Below are 17,983 nucleotides of genomic sequence, written 5' to 3' on the forward strand. Positions count from 1 at the left end.
CGGAGCGCTCAGTCGCGGGGGCGGCGGAGGGCGCGGCGCATGGTGGTGGAGACGACCGTGCGGAGGCTCTGCTGGGCCACTCGGTTGGCGGCCGCGAGCTCGCGCCGCAGGGTGCCGACCTCGCGCCGGAGCTCGACCGCCGACTTGCGCCAGCGGCCGGCCTCCTCCTTCCACTTGCCGACCTGCGCCCGCAGCCGCTCGTTCTCCTTGGCGAGCCGGGCCGCCTCGGCCTGGGCCTCGGCCCGCGCCCGGTATGCGCTCCGCCGCCCCACCGGCGCCGAAGCCTCGGTGGTGAACCCGTACGTCTCGCCGTCCACCCACGTGACGCCGGACACCTCGTCCACCACGTCGTCCAGGTCCTCGCCGGGCCCGGCCACGAGGCGGGCCCTGGCGAAGGCGGAGAGGCGTTCGAGCCGGGCCGCGACGACGCCCTCGGCCGACTCGCTCAGCAGCACGTTGACCAGCCCCAGCCCCTCGTCGCGGGCCAGGTCGAGCAGCCGGGCCAGGCTGTCCTCGCCGGGGACCCAGCCGGCGGGCAGCCGCAGCACGTACGGCACCGCGGGGTCCACGTCCTCGGCGGCGGCGAGGCGCACCCGGCCGTCGTACCGGTAGTGGCCCTCGACCAGCACCAGGTCCAGGGCGGGATCGCGGAGCGGGGCGCGGCGCTCGCGGCGCAGGGTGTCCCAGGGCCCGACGACCAGCACCGACAGGTCCGGCACGGTGCCGGCGAGCAGCGCGTCCACGCTCGCCCGCACCTCGTCGTAACCCGCCGTGCCGTCCACGACGGCCGTCACGTACGGGATCTTCCACTGCCGCCCCGGATGCCCGCGCAGCCACCGGTAGGCGGGGACGCGGTCGGCCACGAACGCGTGGCTCACCCGGTCGATGGCCGGCTTGTCGCGCATCCGCATGGTGGGCCCGAGGTGGTAGGCGCGGGCGGCCGGCTCGGGCACGAAGACCGCGCCGGCCTGGCTCAGCCGGTAGCCCATCTCGGTGTCCTGGCCGAGGACCAGGTCGTCGTCCATCGGCCCGGCCGCCGCGATCAGCCGCGCGTGGACCGAGGTGGCACCGCCGACGTGCAGGCTGAAGGGCCGCTGCGGGTTGTCGGTGAGCCCGCCGGTGCGCTCGACGAGATCGACGATCCAGGTGTGCGGCTCGGCCGGCTCGAAGGAGGTCTCCAGGTCGTCGGGCAGCTCGGCGGGCGGCTCGGCCTCGGTGAACCTGATGTAGCCGGTGACGACGAGGTAGGGCGCCGTGTGGTGCCAGCGCATGTGGGCCTCGATCGCGCCGGGCGTGAGCACCACGTCGGAGTCGAGCCAGTGGACGACCTCGCCGGTGGCCTCGGCGAGGCCGGCGTTGCGCGCGGCGGCCCGGCCGGGCTCGGGGCAGCGGATCAGCCGGGCGCCCTTGGGGGCGGTCCCGGGCAGGCGCAGCGGCGGCTCGCTGCCGTTGTCGACGACGATCACCTCGGTGAGCTCCGCCGGGTACGTCTGCCGGGCGAGCGCCGCCAGCACGAGGTCGAGCTTGTCCTGCCCGCCGTACGCGGGGACGACGACGCTGACCGTCAGCTCGGGCGTGAAGCCGGCCTCCGGGCGCAGCGTCCGGTAGTCGTTGCCGCGTACGCGGGCGATCGGGCCGGTCACGCGGCCTCCATGAGCAGACTCGGGCGGAAGCCGCGCCACTGGTTGGCGGCCACCTTGACGAAGTGGGCGAGCGGGAGCTGCCAGGTGTGGTCGCCGCTCAGCCCGCGGCGCAGGACGTAGCCGAGACCGTGCGTACGGTAGATCTTCGCGCCCGCCCCCGAGGCCGCCTTGAGGAATTCGAGGTCCACGGCCCGCGCGACCGGCGGGAATCCGCCCAGCTCCCTGAACCGCGCCAGCGGCACCATGATCGTGCCGCCGGCCACGTGGTCGGAGTAGACCTCGCTCGGATAGCGGGCGCCGCTGGCGAACGTCGTCCGCCTGATCGTGGCCTTCAGCGGCTCCAGGTAGAAGAACTCGGCGGTCGTGCCCACGATGTCGGCCTCGGCGTAGGCGCGGGCCATGTACAGGTCGGACAGGTGGTGCGGGCCGTACCAGTCGTCGTCGTCCCACTTGGCGAGGAGGTCGCCGCCGGCCGCCGCCGCCGCCCGGTTGAGCACCTCGCCGAACGGCACCGACTCCGCGACCTCGACCCACCGCACCGGCAGCGCGCACGCCTCGACCGCCTGGCGTACGTGCTCGAACGGCACGCCGTGCAACCCCAGCACGACCTCGGCCGTCACGCCGCGCTGCCGCTCCATCTGCGCCAGCGCCGCGCCGACCAGGGCGGGCCGCTTGGTGGCCATGACGATGCTGACGCTGGGCGGGGTCTGCGGCGCGGGGTGCGCGAGGCGGCGCAGGCGTACGCTGTGCTCCTCCCGCCGCAGGTCGGCGAGGCTACGCGCGGTGCCGTCGGCGGCGTGGCCGAGCCAGTCGCGGTCGGTGAGCAGCGCCGCGAGGCCGGCGGGCACCCAGCCGGGGGCCCGCTCGGCGGTCAGCGGGACGCCGGCCGCGGCCAGCTCCATGAGCCCGTCGAGGGGCACCGGGCCGTCCGGCCACTCGATCTCCAGGCCGCGCAGCGGGCGCAGCTCGGGCACGGCGGGCGGGCGGCCGTCGACCGCCCATCCGCCGCCCGCCCAGTGCAGGCGGGCCGGCCCTTTCTCCGGCGTGCGCAGGAAACCGCACGGGGTGACGGACATGAAATGGGTGCTCCTCGACCGCGGGGATTCAGTCGGCGCCTACCTTACGCCCGTTTCGCGGCCCCTCAGACGCTAGTCGTCGCCCTCGACGCGCATCACACCGGCCACGGCCCGCACGATGTCGAGCTCCCGCAGCCCCTCCAGCGTCGCGGTGAGCGCGGCGTCGGTGGCGCGGTGGGTGACGATGACGAGCTGGGCGTCGTCGCCGTGCCCCTCCTGGCGGACGGTCTGGATGGACACGTCGTGCTTGGCGAACAGCTCGGCCACCCTGGCCAGCACGCCCGGCTTGTCGGCCACGTCGAGCGCCATGTGGAGGCGCGTGACGGTCTCGCCCATCGGGTGGGCGTTCAGGTCGGCGTAGGTGGACTCCTCGGGGCCGCGGGTGCCCGCCAGGCGGTTGCGGGCCACCGCCACGAGGTCGCCGAGCACGGCCGAGGCCGTGGGCGCGCCGCCCGCGCCCTTGCCGTAGAACATGAGCTGCCCGGCCGACCCGGCCTCCACGAAGACCGCGTTGTACGCCTCGCGCACGCCCGCGAGCGGGTGCGTACGCGGGATCATCGCCGGGTGCACCCGCACGCCGAACGAGCGGCCGTCGTCGGAGCGGGCGCAGATGGCCAGCAGCTTGATGACGTAGCCCATGGCCTTGGCGGAGGCCACGTCGGTGGCGGTGATCTCGGTGATGCCCTCGCGGTGCACGTCGGCGGCCGTCACCCGGCTGTGGAAGGCGAGCCCGGCGAGGATGGCGGCCTTGGCGGCGGCGTCGAAGCCCTCGACGTCGGCCGTGGGGTCGGCTTCGGCGTAGCCGAGCGTCTGGGCCTCCTCCAGGGCGTCGGTGAAGGACGCGCCCGTGGAGTCCATCTTGTCGAGGATGTAGTTGGTGGTGCCGTTGACGATGCCGAGCACGCGGTTGACGTGGTCGCCGGCCAGCGACTCGCGGAGGGGCCGCAGCAGCGGGATCGCGCCCGCCACGCTGGCCTCGAAGTAGAGGTCGCCGTTGCCGGCCCGCGCCGCCTCGTGCAGGGTGGCGCCGTCCTCGGCCAGCAGCGCCTTGTTGGCCGTGACGACGGACTTGCCGCGCGACAGCGCCGAGACGATGAGGCCGCGGGCGGGCTCGATGCCGCCGATGACCTCGACGACGATGTCGACGTCGTCGCGGGCGACCAGCGCCTCGGCGTCGGTGGTCAGCAGCGCGGGATCGACCTCGACGTCACGCTTGCGGCCGAGCCGGCGCACGGCCACTCCGGCCAGCTCCAGCGGCGCGCCCACGCGGGCGGCCAGGTCATCGGCCTGCTCGTGCAGGAGCCGGATGACCTGCGAGCCCACGACCCCGCAGCCCAGCAGAGCCACTTTCAGCGGTTTCACAGCTGCCCCCTCAACAGGTCGTCCTCGGTCTCGCCCCGTACGATCACCCGGGCCTTGCCGCCCGAGACGGCCACCACGGCCGGCTTGGGCAGGTAGTTGTAGTTGCTGGCCAGCGACCGGCAGTAGGCGCCGGTCGAGGAGACCGCCACCAGGTCGCCGGGCGCGAGGTCGGCCGGGAAGTAGCAGTCGCGCACGAGGATGTCGCCGCTCTCGCAGTGCTTGCCGACCAGGCGGCTCAGCATGGGCGCGGCGTCGCTCGCGCGGCTGGCCAGCACCGCGGTGTAGTCGGCGCCGTAGAGCGCGGTGCGGACGTTGTCGCTCATGCCGCCGTCGACGCTCACGTACGTGCGCAGCCCCTCGACGTCCTTGACCGTGCCGACCTCGTAGAGGGTGATGCCGCCGGGCCCGACGATCCCGCGGCCGGGCTCGACGGTGAGCCGGGGCACCGGCAGGCCCGCGTCCACGCAGACCTTGGTGACGATCTCGCGCAGGCCGTCGGCCAGCACCTTGATGTCGGGCGCGTCGTCGCCCTCGACGTAGGCGATGCCGTAGCCGCCGCCGAGGTCGAGCTCGGGCAGCACCACGCCGTGCTCGTCCTTGATCTCCACCAGCAGCCTGGCCAGCCGCCGCGCGGCCACCTCGAACCCGCCGGTGTCGACGATCTGGGAGCCGATGTGGGAGTGCAGGCCGACGAGTTCGAGCTGCGGCAGCGCGAGCACGCGGCGTACGGCCTCGGCCGCGGCGCCGTGGCCGAGCGAGAGGCCGAACTTCTGGTCGTCGTGCGCGGTCGCGATGAACTCGTGGGTGTGGGCCTCGACGCCGGTGGTGACCCGGATCATGACCTTGGGCCGCTTGCCCAGCTGCTCGGCGAGGTAGCCGAGCCTGGCGATCTCCTCGAAGGAGTCGACCACGACGTGCCCGACGCCGGCCTCAAGGGCCCTGGTCAGCTCGGCGACGGACTTGTTGTTGCCGTGGACGGTGATGCGCTCGGGCGGGAAGCCGACGCTGAGCGCCACCGCCAGCTCGCCGCCGCTGGCCACGTCGAGGCCGAGCCCCTCGTCCTGGAGCCAGCGCACGATCTCCTTGCACAGGAACGCCTTGCCGGCGTAGTGGACCTCGGAGCCGGCGAAGGCGCTCGCGTAGTCGCGCATGCGCGAGCGCACGTCGTCCTCGTCGAGGACGTAGAGCGGGGTGCCGAAGTCGCGGGCGAGGTCGCGCACGTCCACGCCGCCGACCGTGAGCGCGCCATCGGTCCGGGTCGACGTTCGGGGCCAGATCGCGGGCTGGATCCGGTTGAGGTCGGCGGGCGCCTGCGGCGGGCGCTCCTGGGGCAGCATCTCAGCGTGCCGGTCCCCGGCGGGATGGACGAATCGACTCACCCGATCGAGGCTATCGGAACCGCCACTCCACCATGACCTGGTGACCACGTATCGAGACGGGATCGGGCTCCACGTGGGATTTTTTTACGCTTTTTCGCGGTTTGGCCGGATATTTTGCGATCAATCACAGCCGTTCCGGACCCATCAGCACCTGTCCCACCGCCACCGCCAGCCGCACCCGCGCCGTGTGCACCGGCCGCGCGGGCTCGTCGCCGCGCGGCACCGCGGGCGCGCGCTCGTGCGCGTCATGGAAGGCCAGGGCCAGCCGCACGAGGTACGCCTCCCACCCCGGCTCCCTGCTCAACGCCCGGCCCGGCAGCTCGGCCAGCGCCCGCAGCACGGCCCGGTCCCAGGGGCCGTCCAGCGCCGCCGGGTCGAAACCGTCGCCTGGCACCCCGAGCGCGCGGGCCCACCGCGTGACCGCCCGCGCCCGCGCGTGGCCGTACCTGACCACGAAGCCGGGGTTGTCCCAGGTGCGCGGGAAGTCCGGCCAGCCCGGCTCCGGGATCGGCGGGACCTCCAGCGACTCCAGCAGCGTGCCGGGCACGCCTACCTCGATCTCCAGGAGCCCGTTCGCGCGGGCCGCGACGGCCGCCACGCCGGGCACCGCGCGGACCCGCCCGGCCAGCTCCGCCACGGGCACCCGCCGCCGGAGCGCCGCCGCCGAGACGAGCAGCGCCCGGCGCTCCCAGGTCCCCTCGGGCGCGGGCGGCTCCCCCAGCGCCTCGGCCAGCTCCGGGAACGTCACGGCGACGACTTTAGATGAGCGCGTGGGGCTCGGCGGAGCCGTACTCCACCAGGTGGGCGGCGCCGAGGAGCCAGCGGTCCTCGTCGCGCACCCGTACATATCCGAACCTGTCGGCCGAGAACACCTTGATCCCGTCGGTGCGGCACTGCCGCATCATGACCTCGTCCCAGCCCTCGCTGAGGTCGGCGAAGCCGATCTCGCGCAGGGCGTTCCTGCGGGCGAGCAGGGTCGCGCCGGCGATCTCCGGCAGGTAGGCGTACTCGGCCTCGGGCTGCTTGAGCAGCGTGGCCTGGGGCTTGCGCAGGTGGGCGTAGTAGGCGGCCTTGCCGACGATGTCGGCGGTGCTGAACAGGAACGCCCTGCGCAGGTCGGCCAGGTAGTGGGGGCCGTAGACGTCGCGCGGGTCCATGACCGCCACCAGGTCGGCCTCGCACAGGTCGAGCCCGGCGGCGAGCATCGCGCCCTCGCTCATGGACGGCTGCGGCCTGCGGTGGACGACGTCGAGGTCCGGCAGCACGTCGCGGGCGCGCAGCTCGGCCTCGGGCGGCCCGATGACGATCACCTGGGCCACGCCGGTCTGCTTGGCGACCTGGGCGAGCCCGTGCTCCATGAGGTGCGGGTCGGTGATCGGCAGCAGCACGGACGTCTCCAGCGTGGCGCGGGCGCTGGGCAGCCCGACGGTCTCCAGCATCTCGTCCACGCGCTCGGTCATCGTCCCCATCTGGTACGCCCGCCGCAGCGCCACGTGCGCCCGCCGCGAGTCGGCCTCGGTGCCGATGGGCGTGCCGCAGGCCGCGATCTCGGCCAGCCGCCACTGGGGCGTGCCGGGCGGGCAGTCGGCGGCGGCCGGCCACCGGTAGGAGGTGAGCACGTCGGGGTAGGTCAGGTGGCCCGGCAGGAGCTGGTCGAGCGTGAGCACCCGGTCGATGCGCCCGCCGGCCAGGGGCAGCGGGTTGTGGACGCGCGGCTGGACGCCGTACTGCAGCCGCGGCCAGGGCACGGACAGGTCGTTGGTGAAGCGGTGCTCGAAGAGCTGCGCGGTGGCGGCGTAGGCGTCGACGGGGCCCTTGGTGTGCCAGAACACGGTGCGGATGCCGCGCTCGGCGCACCAGGCCAGCAGCGCGCGGATGCCCTCGCCCGGCTCGCCGGTGATCTCCTCGGCCCACGGGCCCTCGGTGACCGACTCGACCACGAGCAGGTGGGGCACCTCCAGCGGGAGCACCCGGGCGAAGTCGCGGGGCGTGAAGCCGGTGGTCTGGCGCCACTCGTAGCGGAGCAGGGCCTCGGCGTGCGGGTCGGCGATCACCGCCGCGGTGATGTGCGGCCTGGTGTTCGGCCCGGTCGGCACCCGGAACGGCTTGAGCTTGAACGACGCGCCGCCGAGCGTGCGGGTGGAGGTCGTCGCCTGGTACGCGGCCCCGGGCCGCTCCTCCTTGCCGGCGACGGGGGTGACGGGCTTGCGCTTGGGCGCGCTCGGCCGCTTGACCGGCTTGGCGGCCGTCCGCAGGCCCTTGGCGAGCCGGACCGGGTTGCTCTTGCCGCTCTTGATTGCGTCACCGAGCCGGTTCCAGCGGGCGACCTTGATCGACGACAGCTTCCAGTTGGCCACCTCGGCCTGGAAGCGCTGCTCGGCCAGCTCCCTGCGGAGCTTGTCGGCGGCGGCCCGCTCGGCCTCCAGCGCGGCCTCGGCCTCGCTCAGCCGCTCGGCGAGCGCCCTGGCCTCCTCGACGCTGCGCTCGGCCTCGGCGAGCCGTGCCTGGGCGGCGTCGAGCAGCCTCGCCAGCTCGGCGGCGCGCTCGGCCTGCGCCACCGCGTCTCGCAGTGCCCGGCGCGTGCTCTCAAGCTCAGTGGACAAGTCGACCTCCGCTTCCTCAGCCTGGCAAAGGATACTCTTTTGCGAGAAGCGGCTCGAAGGGATGAGATCCGGTGCAGTTCAACGTGCGGCCCTACGTCTGCGGCGCTCTCGGCCGGATCGACACCGCCATAGTGGGCAAGCTCACCGGGGCGGGCCCGCGGGTGCGGCCGGCGCTCCAGACGCCCGAGGCCGCGCTGTTCAGCTCGGCGCCGCTGCCGCCTTATCACCGCGCGGCCGACGCGTACGCCTTCGCCTGGGGCGAGCGCCGCCCGCCGGCCGCCGACGACTGGATGACGGTGGCCGAGACGTACGAGACGCCCGGCCTCATCGGCGACGGCCACCAGGTGACCCTGCACACGGGGGCGCTCGGGCTGGTGGACCTCTACTACGTGCGCCTCGGCGAGGCGGTCTACTTCTCCTCGCTGATCCAGCCGCTGCTCTCCCTGGTGCCGATCGCGATCGACTGGTCGGCCTGGGCCTCGATACTCCAGGTGACGTTCCCGCTGGGTGAGGCGACGCCGTACACCGAGGTCAAACGGCTGCCGGGGTCGAGCGCGCTGGTGTGGCGGCACGACCGGGTTTCGGTCGAGCGGCGGCTACCGCGCTGGCTGCGCACCGAGCCGTACGAGGCGTGGACCAGCCCCGCCGAGATCGTCGAGCTGCTGCACCACGTCTACGCCGAGTACGACGGCCGCAAGCTGCTCGTGCCGGTCAGCGGCGGCTACGACTCCCGCCTGCTGGCGAGCGTGGCCAAGGCCCGCGGCGCGGACGTCGAGTCGTGGACCACGAGCCCCGACGACGGCACCGACACCGACATCGCCTTCGCCCGCGCGATCACCAAGGAGCTGGGCATCCCGCACCGGGTGATCACCCAGGACCCGGCCGACTACCCGGCAGACGCCGTCGAGGTGGCCCGCAGGCTGGAGTACCTCACCCCGCACCACGCCTGGTACGCCCCCTTCGCCAAGGAGGTGCACGGCGCGGGCCGCATCCTGGTGGACGGCCTGGCCGGCGGGCCGCTGCTGAAGAACTTCATGGTGAGCGGGGCCGCGCTGGAGGCGCGGACGCAGGCCGAGCGGTCGGCGGCGGTGCTGGGGTCGCTGTCGCTGGGCGCGCCCTCGCGGCCGTTCCTGTCGAAGGCGGCGGCGGAGTGGATGGAGGAGAGCGTGCGCGAGCAGTTCGCGGCGGCCACCTCCATGCTCCACGGCCACCGGGCCGAGCTGCCGCTGTCGGTGCTGCACACGAGGACGGTGCGGGGCATCGCGCGCTCGGCGGTGAACCTGGTGGGGCCGGAGGCGTCGTTCGCCGCGCCGTTCATCCACCCGGACTTCTTCGACGCGGCGCTCTCCGTCGGGGTGGCCCGCAAGGACAAGGGGCGCTTCTACCGCGAGGTGCTGTACGCGGCGAATCCGCGGGTGGCGGCCCTCCCTTCCACGAACGTCGTCAAGCAGCCGCTCCAGCGGGTGCCGCTGCGTTCCACGGCGGCACCGGCCCGAAACTATGCGCACAGCATGCTGGAGACGCTGGTGAGCCGGGTTCCGGGGCTGTTGTCGGAGGAGCTGCACGAGGTGGTGGCGGGAGGCCCGGACGCACTCACCAGGTTCAATGGCTGGAACGACCGCTTCTGGGTGCGTGGATTGGTACTCTTCGGACTCTGGCTGAGCGACTTCGAAAACGACCTCGCCGACCTGGTCCCACCTTTCTCATGAACTCTCGGTAACAACGTGGTTACATACGGATCTCGTGGGTATTACACCCGGCACAGCAGAAGCGGGTTCCGGAAAGCCGACGGGCTGGTAGTGTTCGGCCCGTAAGCGCCGCACAAACGGGCAGCGGATCACAAATCCGGTCTCGTTCGAGGGCATGGAGTTCGCAGGGATGACGACTCCAGGCGGCGCGGTCACCAATTGAGAACGCCGGGGAACCGGTGACTTCGTCCTGCCCACATCTCTTCCTGTGAGCGACATATGATCAACGCATCCCCAACGCCGGAGCCGATCTCCGAGGCATTCGTCTCCGAAGATCCAGCCTGGTACAAGCGGGCGGTGTTCTACGAGGTCCTCGTACGGGGGTTCAAGGACTCCAACGGCGACGGCACCGGCGACCTTCGCGGGCTCATCGAGAAGCTCGGCTATCTCGAATGGCTCGGCGTCGACTGCCTGTGGCTGCTGCCGTTGTACGAGTCGCCGCTGCGTGACGGCGGCTATGACATCTCCGACTACATGAAGATCCTTCCTGACTTCGGAGATCTCGGGGACTTCATCCAGCTGATCGAGGCCGCCCACGAGCGGGGCCTGCGGATCATCACGGACCTCGTGATGAACCACACCAGCGACAAGCATCCCTGGTTCCAGGCCTCGCGGCACGACCCCGAGGGCCCGTACGGCGATTTCTACGTGTGGTCGGACGATCCCACCGGATATCCCGACGCGCCGATCATCTTCATCGGCGCCGAGGAGTCCAACTGGACCTACGACCCGGTGCGCAAGCAGTACTACTGGCACCGCTTCTTCCACCACCAGCCGGACCTCAACTATGACAACCCGGCGGTGCAGGAGGCCATGCTGGAGGTGCTGCGCTTCTGGCTGGACCTCGGCATCGACGGCTTCCGCCTGGACGCGGTCCCCTACCTGTTCGAGCGGGAGGGCACCGCCTGCTCCGGCCTGCCGGAGACGCATCAATACCTCAAGCGCATCCGCTCCGAGGTCGACCGGCTCTACCCCGACCGGGTGCTGCTGGCCGAGGCCAACGGCTGGCCCGAGGACGTCGTCGAGTACTTCGGCGACCCCACCACGGGCGGCGACGAGTGCCACATGGCCTTCCACTTCCCGCTGATGCCGCGCATCTACATGGCGGTGAAGAAGGAGACCCGCGAGCCGATCTCCGAGATCATGTCGCGCACTCCCAAGCTGCCCGAGCACGCCCAGTGGGGCATCTTCCTGCGCAACCACGACGAGCTCACGCTCGAGACGGTGACCGAGGAAGAGCGCGACTACATGCACAGCGAGTACGCCAAGGACCCGCGCATGCGCGCCTACCTCGGCATCCGCCGCCGCCTCGCGCCGCTCCTCGACAACGACCGCGACCGGATCGAGCTGTTCACCGCCCTGCTGCTGTCGCTGCCCGGCTCGCCGATCATCTACTACGGCGACGAGATCGGCATGGGCGACAACATCTGGCTGGAGGACCGCGACGCGGTCCGCACGCCGATGCAGTGGAGCCCCGACCGCAACGCGGGCTTCTCCACGGCCGACCCCGGGCGGCTCTACCTGCCGGCCGTCATGGACCCGATCTACGGCTTCCAGGCGGTCAATGTGGAGGCCCAGCAGCGCCACGAGGGCTCCCTGCTGCACTTCACCCGCAGGATGCTGCAGATCCGGCGCAAGCACTCGGTGTTCGGCACCGGCGCCTACACGGAAATGTGGTCGTCCAACCCGTCGGTGCTCACGTTCATCCGCGAGGAGCGCGACGACGTGATGCTGTGCGTCAACAACCTGTCGAAGTACCCGCAGCCGGTCGAGCTCGACCTGCGCAGGTTCGAGGGGATGACGCCGGTCGAGGCGCGCGGCGGCGTGCAGTTCCCGACGATCGGCGAGCTGCCCTACCTGCTGACGCTGCCCGGCCACGGCTTCTACTGGTTCAGCCTCAAGCGCGGCGCGGCCGCCCGCAGGGAGTCCGCGGAGGTCGTCAGCGAGAGGTGACGGGCACCTGGGCACGGGCCGCGCGGCGGGCGGGGATGAGCGCGACCGCGAGGGCCGTGCCCACGGCCGTCAGCACGGCGATCGTCAGGGTCAGAGCGGAGGGGGCGCGGCCGATGCCCGCCCCCACCCCGCTCGTGTGACCCTGCAGATCGATCAGGCTCGTCACCACCGACATCCCCGCCGCCGCGCCCGCGCCGACCCCCAGCACCACCAGCAGGCCCGTGGCGGTCACCAGCGTCGCCATGACCTGGCGCGGCGTCAGCCCCATCGCCTTCAGCACGGCCAGGTCGAAGGCGTGGTCACGCAGGCCGAGCGCGCTCGCGGTGAGCAGGTTGGCCAGCCCGATGAGGGCCAGCACCCCGATCAGCGCCACGATGATCACCCGGATCACCGCCAGCCGGTCGGCCGGGTTGACCGCCTCCTGCACCTCCAGGCCCTCGCCCGACTCGGCCAGCAGCCTGCCCCGCACCTCCGCGGTGTCCGCGCCCGGCTTGAGGGCCAGCGCGTAGAACTCCGGCGGCACCGCGTCCTTGGCCGCCAGGCTGTCCAGCCCGACCGACAGCACCTCGCCGTCCTGGTCGGGCTCGACGTTGCGGCCGACGATGCGCACGATCAGCGGCGTGCCGCCCACGGTGAGCCGCACCCGGTCGCCGATCTCGACGCCCAGCAGGTCGAGCAGGCCCTGCCCGGCCACGGCCTCGCCGGGACGGCCGTACATCCGCCCCTCGACCACCGGGAACGGGTACGGCGTTGACGAGGCGCCGATCGCCCGCACCCGTACGGACCGGGCCTCGCCGGGCGACAGAGCGTTGACCTCCGTGCCCGGGTAGACGGCGGCCACGCCGGGGTCGCTCTCGGCGATGCGCCTGGCCTCGGCGGGCTCGACCTTGCCAGGGCGGACGTACAGCGAGGCGTGCTGGCCCACCTGCTCGGGATGGTCGGCGAAGTCGTCCAGCGTGGCCCACACGCCGAGCCCGATGGTGATCATCATCATCGGCACGGCCAGCCCGAACGCGGTCAGGAACGCCGGCATCCGCCGGGTGAAGGCGTCGCGGGTGCCGAGCACGAGCGCGGGCGGCAGCCGTACGAGGAGGGCCAGGCGCGCCAGCCGCGACAGGCGGCCCCGCGGCGGCGCGGTCGGCACGTCGGGGATCGGCGGCGTGCGCCCGCCGCGCCAGGCGGGCACTCCCACGGCGGCGAGCACGACCAGCGCCGTGCCGCCCACGATGGCCAGCATCGGCGCGGGGGCGACGGAGGTCGAGCCCAGCATCAGCGCCATCACGCCCCAGCCGGCGACCGCGCCGGCCACGACGCCGAGCAGGCCGAGCGCGCCGTGCTCGACGAGCAGCAGCAGCGCCACCTGTCCCCTGGTGAAGCCCAGGGACTTCAGCGTGGCCAGGTCGCGGAGCTGGGCGAGCACCCGGCCGCCGGCCGCGTTGGCGAGCGCCAGCGCGGCGGCCACCATCCCGACCGCGCCGAACAGCGCGAGCAGCGTGCCCAGCAGCCGGTTGTCCAGCTCCATCGCGGCCCTGACCTCACGCCAGGTGTAGACCCGCTGGAGCCTGTCCTCCAGCATCACCACCACGCGCTGCGAGACGACCTGCGTGGCGTCGGGATCGGCCAGGCGCAGCCCGGTGACCCACTCGCTGCGGCCCAGCATCGGCTCGATCCGGTCGAGCATGAGGGGCAGCACGTACGCCAGGCCGGGCGTCCACTGCGGGTAGAAGCCCTGCTCGGCGGAGTCGGCGATGCCGCGTACGTAGAGGGTGTGCCGCCCGCCGCTCAGCGCGATGATCGTGAACGACGCGCCCACCCGGAGCCGCAGCGACTCGGCGAAGGACCGCTCGACCACGACCCCGTCCGGCTGGGACGGGTCCAGCCAGCGGCCCTCGGCCACGACCGGATGCGCCACCCCCGGCGGCGTGGCGGGCATCGCGCGCAGCGCCGCGGGCTCCTTCTTGCCGTCCTGGGCCACGGTGACGGGCGCCGACCGGTAGGGGCCCGCGACCTGCGTCACGCCGTCGATGCCGGTCAGCGAGACGTCGGGGCGGTCGTCGGTGTAGAGCCAGACGTGGGCGCCGTCGGTCCTGGCGAACAGGCTCCGCCAGGGGTTGGTGCCCTCTTCCAGGAGGGTCGCCGCGGTGATCAGCGCGGCCACGATCCCGGCCACGGCCAGCACGGTGAGCACGGCCTGGCCCTTCCTGGCCCGCAGGTCGGCCTTGATCCACCGGCTCCCCGCGAGTGCGGCGCTCATCTGAGGTCGATCACCTCGCCGGCCGTGCCGGTGCGGCGGCGGGCGATGCGGCCGTCGTCGACGATCTCGCCGTCGAACAGGGAGACCACCCGGTCGGCCAGGCTGGCCACGCGGGCGTCGTGGGTGACCATGACGATGGTCTGGCCCTCCTTGTGCACGGTGCCGAGCAGGCGCAGCACGTCGCGGGTGTTGCGGCTGTCGAGGTTGCCGGTGGGCTCGTCGGCCAGCAGCAGGGCGGGCTGGTTGGCGAGCGCCCTGGCCAGCGCGACGCGCTGCTGCTCGCCGCCGGAGAGCTGGGCGGGCGCGGCGTCGGCGCGGTCGGTGAGGTTGAGCGCGGCGAGCAGGCTCTCGCGCCGCTCGCGGGCCACCTTGGGCGAGGCCCCGGCGAGCAGCGCGGGCAGCTCGACGTTGTCGCCCACGGTCATGTTGGCGACCAGGTTGAAGAACTGGAAGACGAAGCCGATGCGCCGGCGGCGCAGCACCGCCCAGGCGCTCTCGGAGAGCGTGTCGACGCGCTTGCCGTCGAGCCAGATCTCGCCGCTCGTCCTGGTGTCGAGGCCGCCGAGGAGGTGGACGAGGGTGGACTTGCCGGACCCGGAGGGGCCCATGACGGCCACGAACTCACCCGGCTCGACCTGCAGGTCCACACCGCGTACGGCGGGCACGGGCAGGGCGCCGTCCTGGTAGATTTTGACCAAATTGACCGTTTTGATGACGGAGGTCATGCCAGATCCTCCTGGCACCGTTCGAGCCAGTCAAGGTCCGCCTGCAGGTGGAGCATGGCCCCCTCGATGAGCAGCAGGGCCACCCGGTCGGTCGGGGGCGTGCGGGACAGCAGGTCGTTGAGGTCGCTCATGAGCCCGAGATAGTGACGCCGCTGGCGGCTGATCAGCGCCATCCGGTCGGCGATGCCGGTGAGCGGCGCGAGCACGAGCTTCATGAAGAACTCGTCGCGCACGCGGGGGCCCTCGGTGGGCTCGTCCACCCAGATCTCGAGCAGTTCGCGGCCCTTGGCGGTCAGGTAGTAGACCTTCTTGTTGGGCCGGTTGGACTGCTCGACGTCGACGGCCCTGACCAGGCCGTCCTTCTCCAGCCTGCCCAGCGTGACGTATATCTGCCCGATGTTCGGGGAGGGGTAGGCGCTGCCGAAGGTCTGCTCCAGCGCTTGTTTCAGCTCGTAGCCGTGAGCCGGCTCCTTGGCCAGAAGCGCCAGCAGGTGAAGCCGCACGCCTCACCTCCCCGGGCGTATGGGAACGCGTGTTACGAACGCGTTACGCGGTTATCCATTGACCTTCAGATTACAGGTGTGCATAACATGAATGCATCTACCTAACACGTATGTAACCCCGTTGAACACGGAGGAAACAGAGTGCTCCGTCCGCTTCCGCTCATGCTGGCCGTGCTCCTGGCGTCGGCCGGCTGCGCGGCGGCGGGCGACACGGGCGGCGGCGAGTCGGCGACGGGCGGAACCGGGCCCATCACCTTCGCCACCGGACGCGACACCACGGCGTACCTGCAACCCCTGCTGGACCGCTGGAACCAGGCCCACCCGGCCGAGAAGGTGACGCTGCTGGAGCTGCCCGAGGCCGCCGACGAGCAGCGCGCTCAGATGGTGGCCAACCTCCAGGCCCAGAGCAGCCGCTACGACGTGCTCGGGCTCGACGTGGTGTGGACTGCCGAGTTCGCGGAGAACGGCTGGATCATCCCCCTGGAGCGCGGGCTCTTCCCGCTCGACAGGTTCCTGCCGCCCGTCGTGGAGACGGCCGTCTACAAGAACAAGCTGTGGGCGGTCCCGTACACGAGCAACGCGGGACTGCTCTACTACCGGACCGACCTGGTCAAGAAGCCGCCGAGAACGTGGGCCGAGCTCCGCGACCAGGCACGGAAGATCACCGAGAAGCACGACGTCAAGGGCTACGCCGGGCAGTTCCTCGCCTACGAGGGGCTGACCGTCAACTTCTCCGAGGCCCTGCAGTCGGCCGGCGGTCAGATACTCAACCGCGACGGGACCGGGGTGACCCTCGACCCGGCCAAGGCGGAGACCGCGCTCGGCTTCCTGCTCCAGGGGCTGCGGGAGGGCTGGATCCCCAAGGAGTCGCTGAGCTACAAGGAGGAGGAGACCCGCCTCGCCTTCCAGGAGGGACGGCTGGCCTTCGCCCGCAACTGGCCCCACGCCTACGGCCCGGCCCGGGTCGAGCTGGGCGACAAGATCGCGGTCACCAGGCTGCCCGGACTCGACGGGCCCGGCTCCAGCACGCTCGGCGGCGCCAACCTCGCCGTCAGCGCCTTCTCCCGGCACCAGCAGACCGCCCAGGAGTTCATCCGCTACTTCACCAGCCTGGAGAACGAGCGCCGCGTCCTGACCGAGGGGTCCTTCCCGCCGGTGTGGACCGAGCTCTACGACGACCCCGACCTGATCAAGCGCTTTCCGTATCTGCCGGTGCTCAAGGAGAGCATCCTCGCCGCCAAGGCACGTCCGGTGAGCGCCAACTACAACCAGCTGAGCTTGGTGATCGCGAGTTCGGTCGCCAAGGCCCTCGGCACCCCCACCCCTGAGTCCGCGGCCGACGCCGCGGTCTCGATGAAATCCGAACTCGACGAGATCATCAGAACCCAGTGAGGCACACCATGCGCACAGCCAGAGCAGCAGCAGTCCTGGCCGGGCTCGCGATAGCCGTCGCCGCGTGCGGCAACGCGCCCTCCACGACGGAGCCCGCCGCGTCGGGGTCCGCCCCGGCGAGCGCCGCCGGCGGCGACAAGCCGCTCAAGGGCGTCAAGCTCGAGGTCGCGGCCAAGTGGACCGGCGCCGAGCAGAAGAACTTCGAGCAGGTGCTGAAGGCGTTCACCGACAAGACCGGCGCCGAGGTCACCTACGCCTCCACCGGCGAGGACACCGGCGCCTACCTCGGCCCGCGCATCCAGGGCAACAACCCGCCGGACGTCGCCATCCTGCCGCAGCCCGGCCTGGTCCAGCAGTACGCCGACCAGAACGCGCTGAAGCCGCTGGGCGCCGAGGTCATCAAGGAGATCGACACCAACTACACGCCGTACTGGAAGGAGCTCGGCTCCGCCGGCGGCCAGGTCTACGGCGTTCTCATCAAGGCGGCGCACAAGTCGCTGGTGTGGTACCGCGCCCCCGCCTTCGACGACGCCGGCGTGCAGCCCGCGACCACCTGGGACGAGCTGGTCAAGAACGCCCAGACGATCGCCGACTCCGGCACGGCCCCGTTCTCGCTCTGCGGCGCCTCCGGCTGGACCCTCACCGACCTCTTCGAGAACGTCTACCTGTCCTCGGCGGGCCCGGAGAACTACGACAAGCTCTCCAAGCACGAGATCCCCTGGACCGACCCGACCGTGAAGGTGGCCCTGGAGAAGATCGCGCAGATCGTCAGCAAGCAGGAGTTCCTGGTCGACGGCACCTCCGGCACCATGCAGACGGACTTCCCGACCTGCGTGAGCAAGGTCTACAGCAACAAGAAGGCCGCGATGGTCATCGAGGCCGACTTCGTGGCCGTCGAGGCGGTCAACTCCGGCGCCAAGGTCGGCGAGGACGCCAAGTACTTCCCCTTCCCCAAGGCCGGTGACACCGCCCCCGTCGTCCTCGGCGGCGACGTCGCGGTGGCCATGAAGGACTCCCCCGGCGCCCAGGCGCTGCTGCAGTTCCTGGCCTCCAAGGAGGGCGGCGAGGTCTGGGCCAAGCTCCCCGGCTACCTCTCGCCGAACAAGAACGTCTCCCCCGACAACTACCCCGACGAGCTGACCCGCCAGCTCGGCCAGACCATCGTCTCGGCCGGTGACGCCGTCCGCTACGACATGTCCGACCTGGCCCCCAGCGCCTTCGGCGGCACCGACGGCAAGGGCGAGTGGAAGATCCTTCAGGACTTCGTGCGCAAGCCGAGCGACGTCAAGGGCGCCCAGGAGGCGCTCGAAGCCGAGGCCAAGAAGGCCTGGAAGTAAAGAGGTAA

13 protein-coding genes are annotated in these 17,983 nt (G+C 71.9%); 4 read left to right on the forward strand and 9 right to left on the reverse strand.

The features are described from left to right. Positions 1 to 8: 8 nt before the first annotated feature. From ABD292_RS20535 to ABD292_RS20560, 6 genes are all read right to left on the reverse strand, one after another. Complete coding sequence (locus ABD292_RS20535; protein WP_344209501.1) at positions 9 to 1,643, reverse strand: glycosyltransferase; 1,635 nt, start codon at positions 1,641 to 1,643, stop codon at positions 9 to 11. Further along, positions 1,640 to 2,719, reverse strand: coding sequence for a family 2 glycosyl transferase (locus ABD292_RS20540; protein WP_344209503.1), 1,080 nt, complete (start codon positions 2,717 to 2,719; stop codon positions 1,640 to 1,642). The genes ABD292_RS20535 and ABD292_RS20540 overlap by 4 nt, the downstream gene beginning before the upstream one ends. Positions 2,720 to 2,791: 72 nt before the next feature. Then, complete coding sequence (locus tag ABD292_RS20545) at positions 2,792 to 4,081, reverse strand: homoserine dehydrogenase (RefSeq protein ID WP_344209506.1); 1,290 nt, start codon at positions 4,079 to 4,081, stop codon at positions 2,792 to 2,794. Then, positions 4,078 to 5,460 carry a diaminopimelate decarboxylase gene (gene lysA, locus ABD292_RS20550; protein ID WP_344209508.1) on the reverse strand — a complete coding sequence of 461 codons (1,383 nt, stop codon included), beginning with the start codon at positions 5,458 to 5,460 and terminating at the stop codon, positions 4,078 to 4,080. Before lysA ends, ABD292_RS20545 begins: the two co-directional genes overlap by 4 nt. 124 nt (positions 5,461 to 5,584) lie before the next feature. Continuing rightward, positions 5,585 to 6,208 carry an anticodon-binding protein gene (locus ABD292_RS20555; protein WP_344209509.1) on the reverse strand — a complete coding sequence of 208 codons (624 nt, stop codon included), beginning with the start codon at positions 6,206 to 6,208 and terminating at the stop codon, positions 5,585 to 5,587. 10 nt (positions 6,209 to 6,218) lie between these two features. After that, complete coding sequence (locus tag ABD292_RS20560) at positions 6,219 to 8,063, reverse strand: hypothetical protein (RefSeq protein ID WP_344209511.1); 1,845 nt, start codon at positions 8,061 to 8,063, stop codon at positions 6,219 to 6,221. A 71-nt stretch (positions 8,064 to 8,134) separates the two neighbouring features. Between ABD292_RS20560 and ABD292_RS20565 the strand changes: the two genes are divergently transcribed. Further along, on the forward strand, positions 8,135 to 9,772 hold the full coding sequence (locus ABD292_RS20565) for an asparagine synthetase B family protein (RefSeq protein ID WP_344209513.1): 1,638 nt from the start codon (positions 8,135 to 8,137) through the stop codon (positions 9,770 to 9,772). Between the two features lie 258 nt (positions 9,773 to 10,030). Continuing rightward, positions 10,031 to 11,764 (forward strand): maltose alpha-D-glucosyltransferase, encoded by a 1,734-nt coding sequence (gene treS / locus ABD292_RS20570; RefSeq protein WP_344209515.1) that lies wholly within the window; start codon positions 10,031 to 10,033, stop codon positions 11,762 to 11,764. On the opposite strand, the gene ABD292_RS20575 is transcribed toward treS, so the two are convergent. From ABD292_RS20575 to ABD292_RS20585, 3 genes are read right to left on the reverse strand one after another with little or no spacing between them, the layout of a single operon-like run. Next, a complete protein-coding gene (locus ABD292_RS20575; RefSeq protein WP_344209517.1) occupies positions 11,751 to 14,018 on the reverse strand; it encodes an ABC transporter permease in 2,268 nt (755 codons plus the stop codon). The two genes, treS and ABD292_RS20575, sit on opposite strands and share 14 nt — an antisense overlap. Beyond that, positions 14,015 to 14,743 carry an ABC transporter ATP-binding protein gene (locus tag ABD292_RS20580; protein ID WP_091090771.1) on the reverse strand — a complete coding sequence of 243 codons (729 nt, stop codon included), beginning with the start codon at positions 14,741 to 14,743 and terminating at the stop codon, positions 14,015 to 14,017. Before ABD292_RS20580 ends, ABD292_RS20575 begins: the two co-directional genes overlap by 4 nt. Then, positions 14,740 to 15,246 (reverse strand): PadR family transcriptional regulator, encoded by a 507-nt coding sequence (locus ABD292_RS20585; protein ID WP_329584123.1) that lies wholly within the window; start codon positions 15,244 to 15,246, stop codon positions 14,740 to 14,742. Before ABD292_RS20585 ends, ABD292_RS20580 begins: the two co-directional genes overlap by 4 nt. A 141-nt stretch (positions 15,247 to 15,387) precedes the next feature. Between ABD292_RS20585 and ABD292_RS20590 the strand changes: the two genes are divergently transcribed. After that, positions 15,388 to 16,638, forward strand: a complete 1,251-nt coding sequence (locus tag ABD292_RS20590; RefSeq protein WP_344209520.1) for an ABC transporter substrate-binding protein — start codon at positions 15,388 to 15,390, stop codon at positions 16,636 to 16,638. An 8-nt stretch (positions 16,639 to 16,646) separates the two neighbouring features. Beyond that, positions 16,647 to 17,975, forward strand: coding sequence for an ABC transporter substrate-binding protein (locus ABD292_RS20595; protein WP_344209522.1), 1,329 nt, complete (start codon positions 16,647 to 16,649; stop codon positions 17,973 to 17,975). Positions 17,976 to 17,983 lie beyond the last annotated feature (8 nt).

Origin of the sequence: Nonomuraea bangladeshensis (assembly GCF_039529455.1) — a bacterium.
GTDB lineage: Bacteria > Actinomycetota > Actinomycetes > Streptosporangiales > Streptosporangiaceae > Nonomuraea > Nonomuraea bangladeshensis.

What these genes read in the sequence shown, in the direction of transcription:
- ABD292_RS20575 (WP_344209517.1), bottom strand. Translation starts at nt 14,018, where the DNA reads ATGAGCGCCGCACTCGCGGGGAGCCGGTGGATCAAGGCCGACCTGCGG.
- ABD292_RS20540 (WP_344209503.1), bottom strand. Translation starts at nt 2,719, where the DNA reads ATGTCCGTCACCCCGTGCGGTTTCCTGCGCACGCCGGAGAAAGGGCCG.
- treS (WP_344209515.1), top strand. Translation starts at nt 10,031, where the DNA reads ATGATCAACGCATCCCCAACGCCGGAGCCGATCTCCGAGGCATTCGTC.
- ABD292_RS20580 (WP_091090771.1), bottom strand. Translation starts at nt 14,743, where the DNA reads ATGACCTCCGTCATCAAAACGGTCAATTTGGTCAAAATCTACCAGGAC.
- ABD292_RS20595 (WP_344209522.1), top strand. Translation starts at nt 16,647, where the DNA reads ATGCGCACAGCCAGAGCAGCAGCAGTCCTGGCCGGGCTCGCGATAGCC.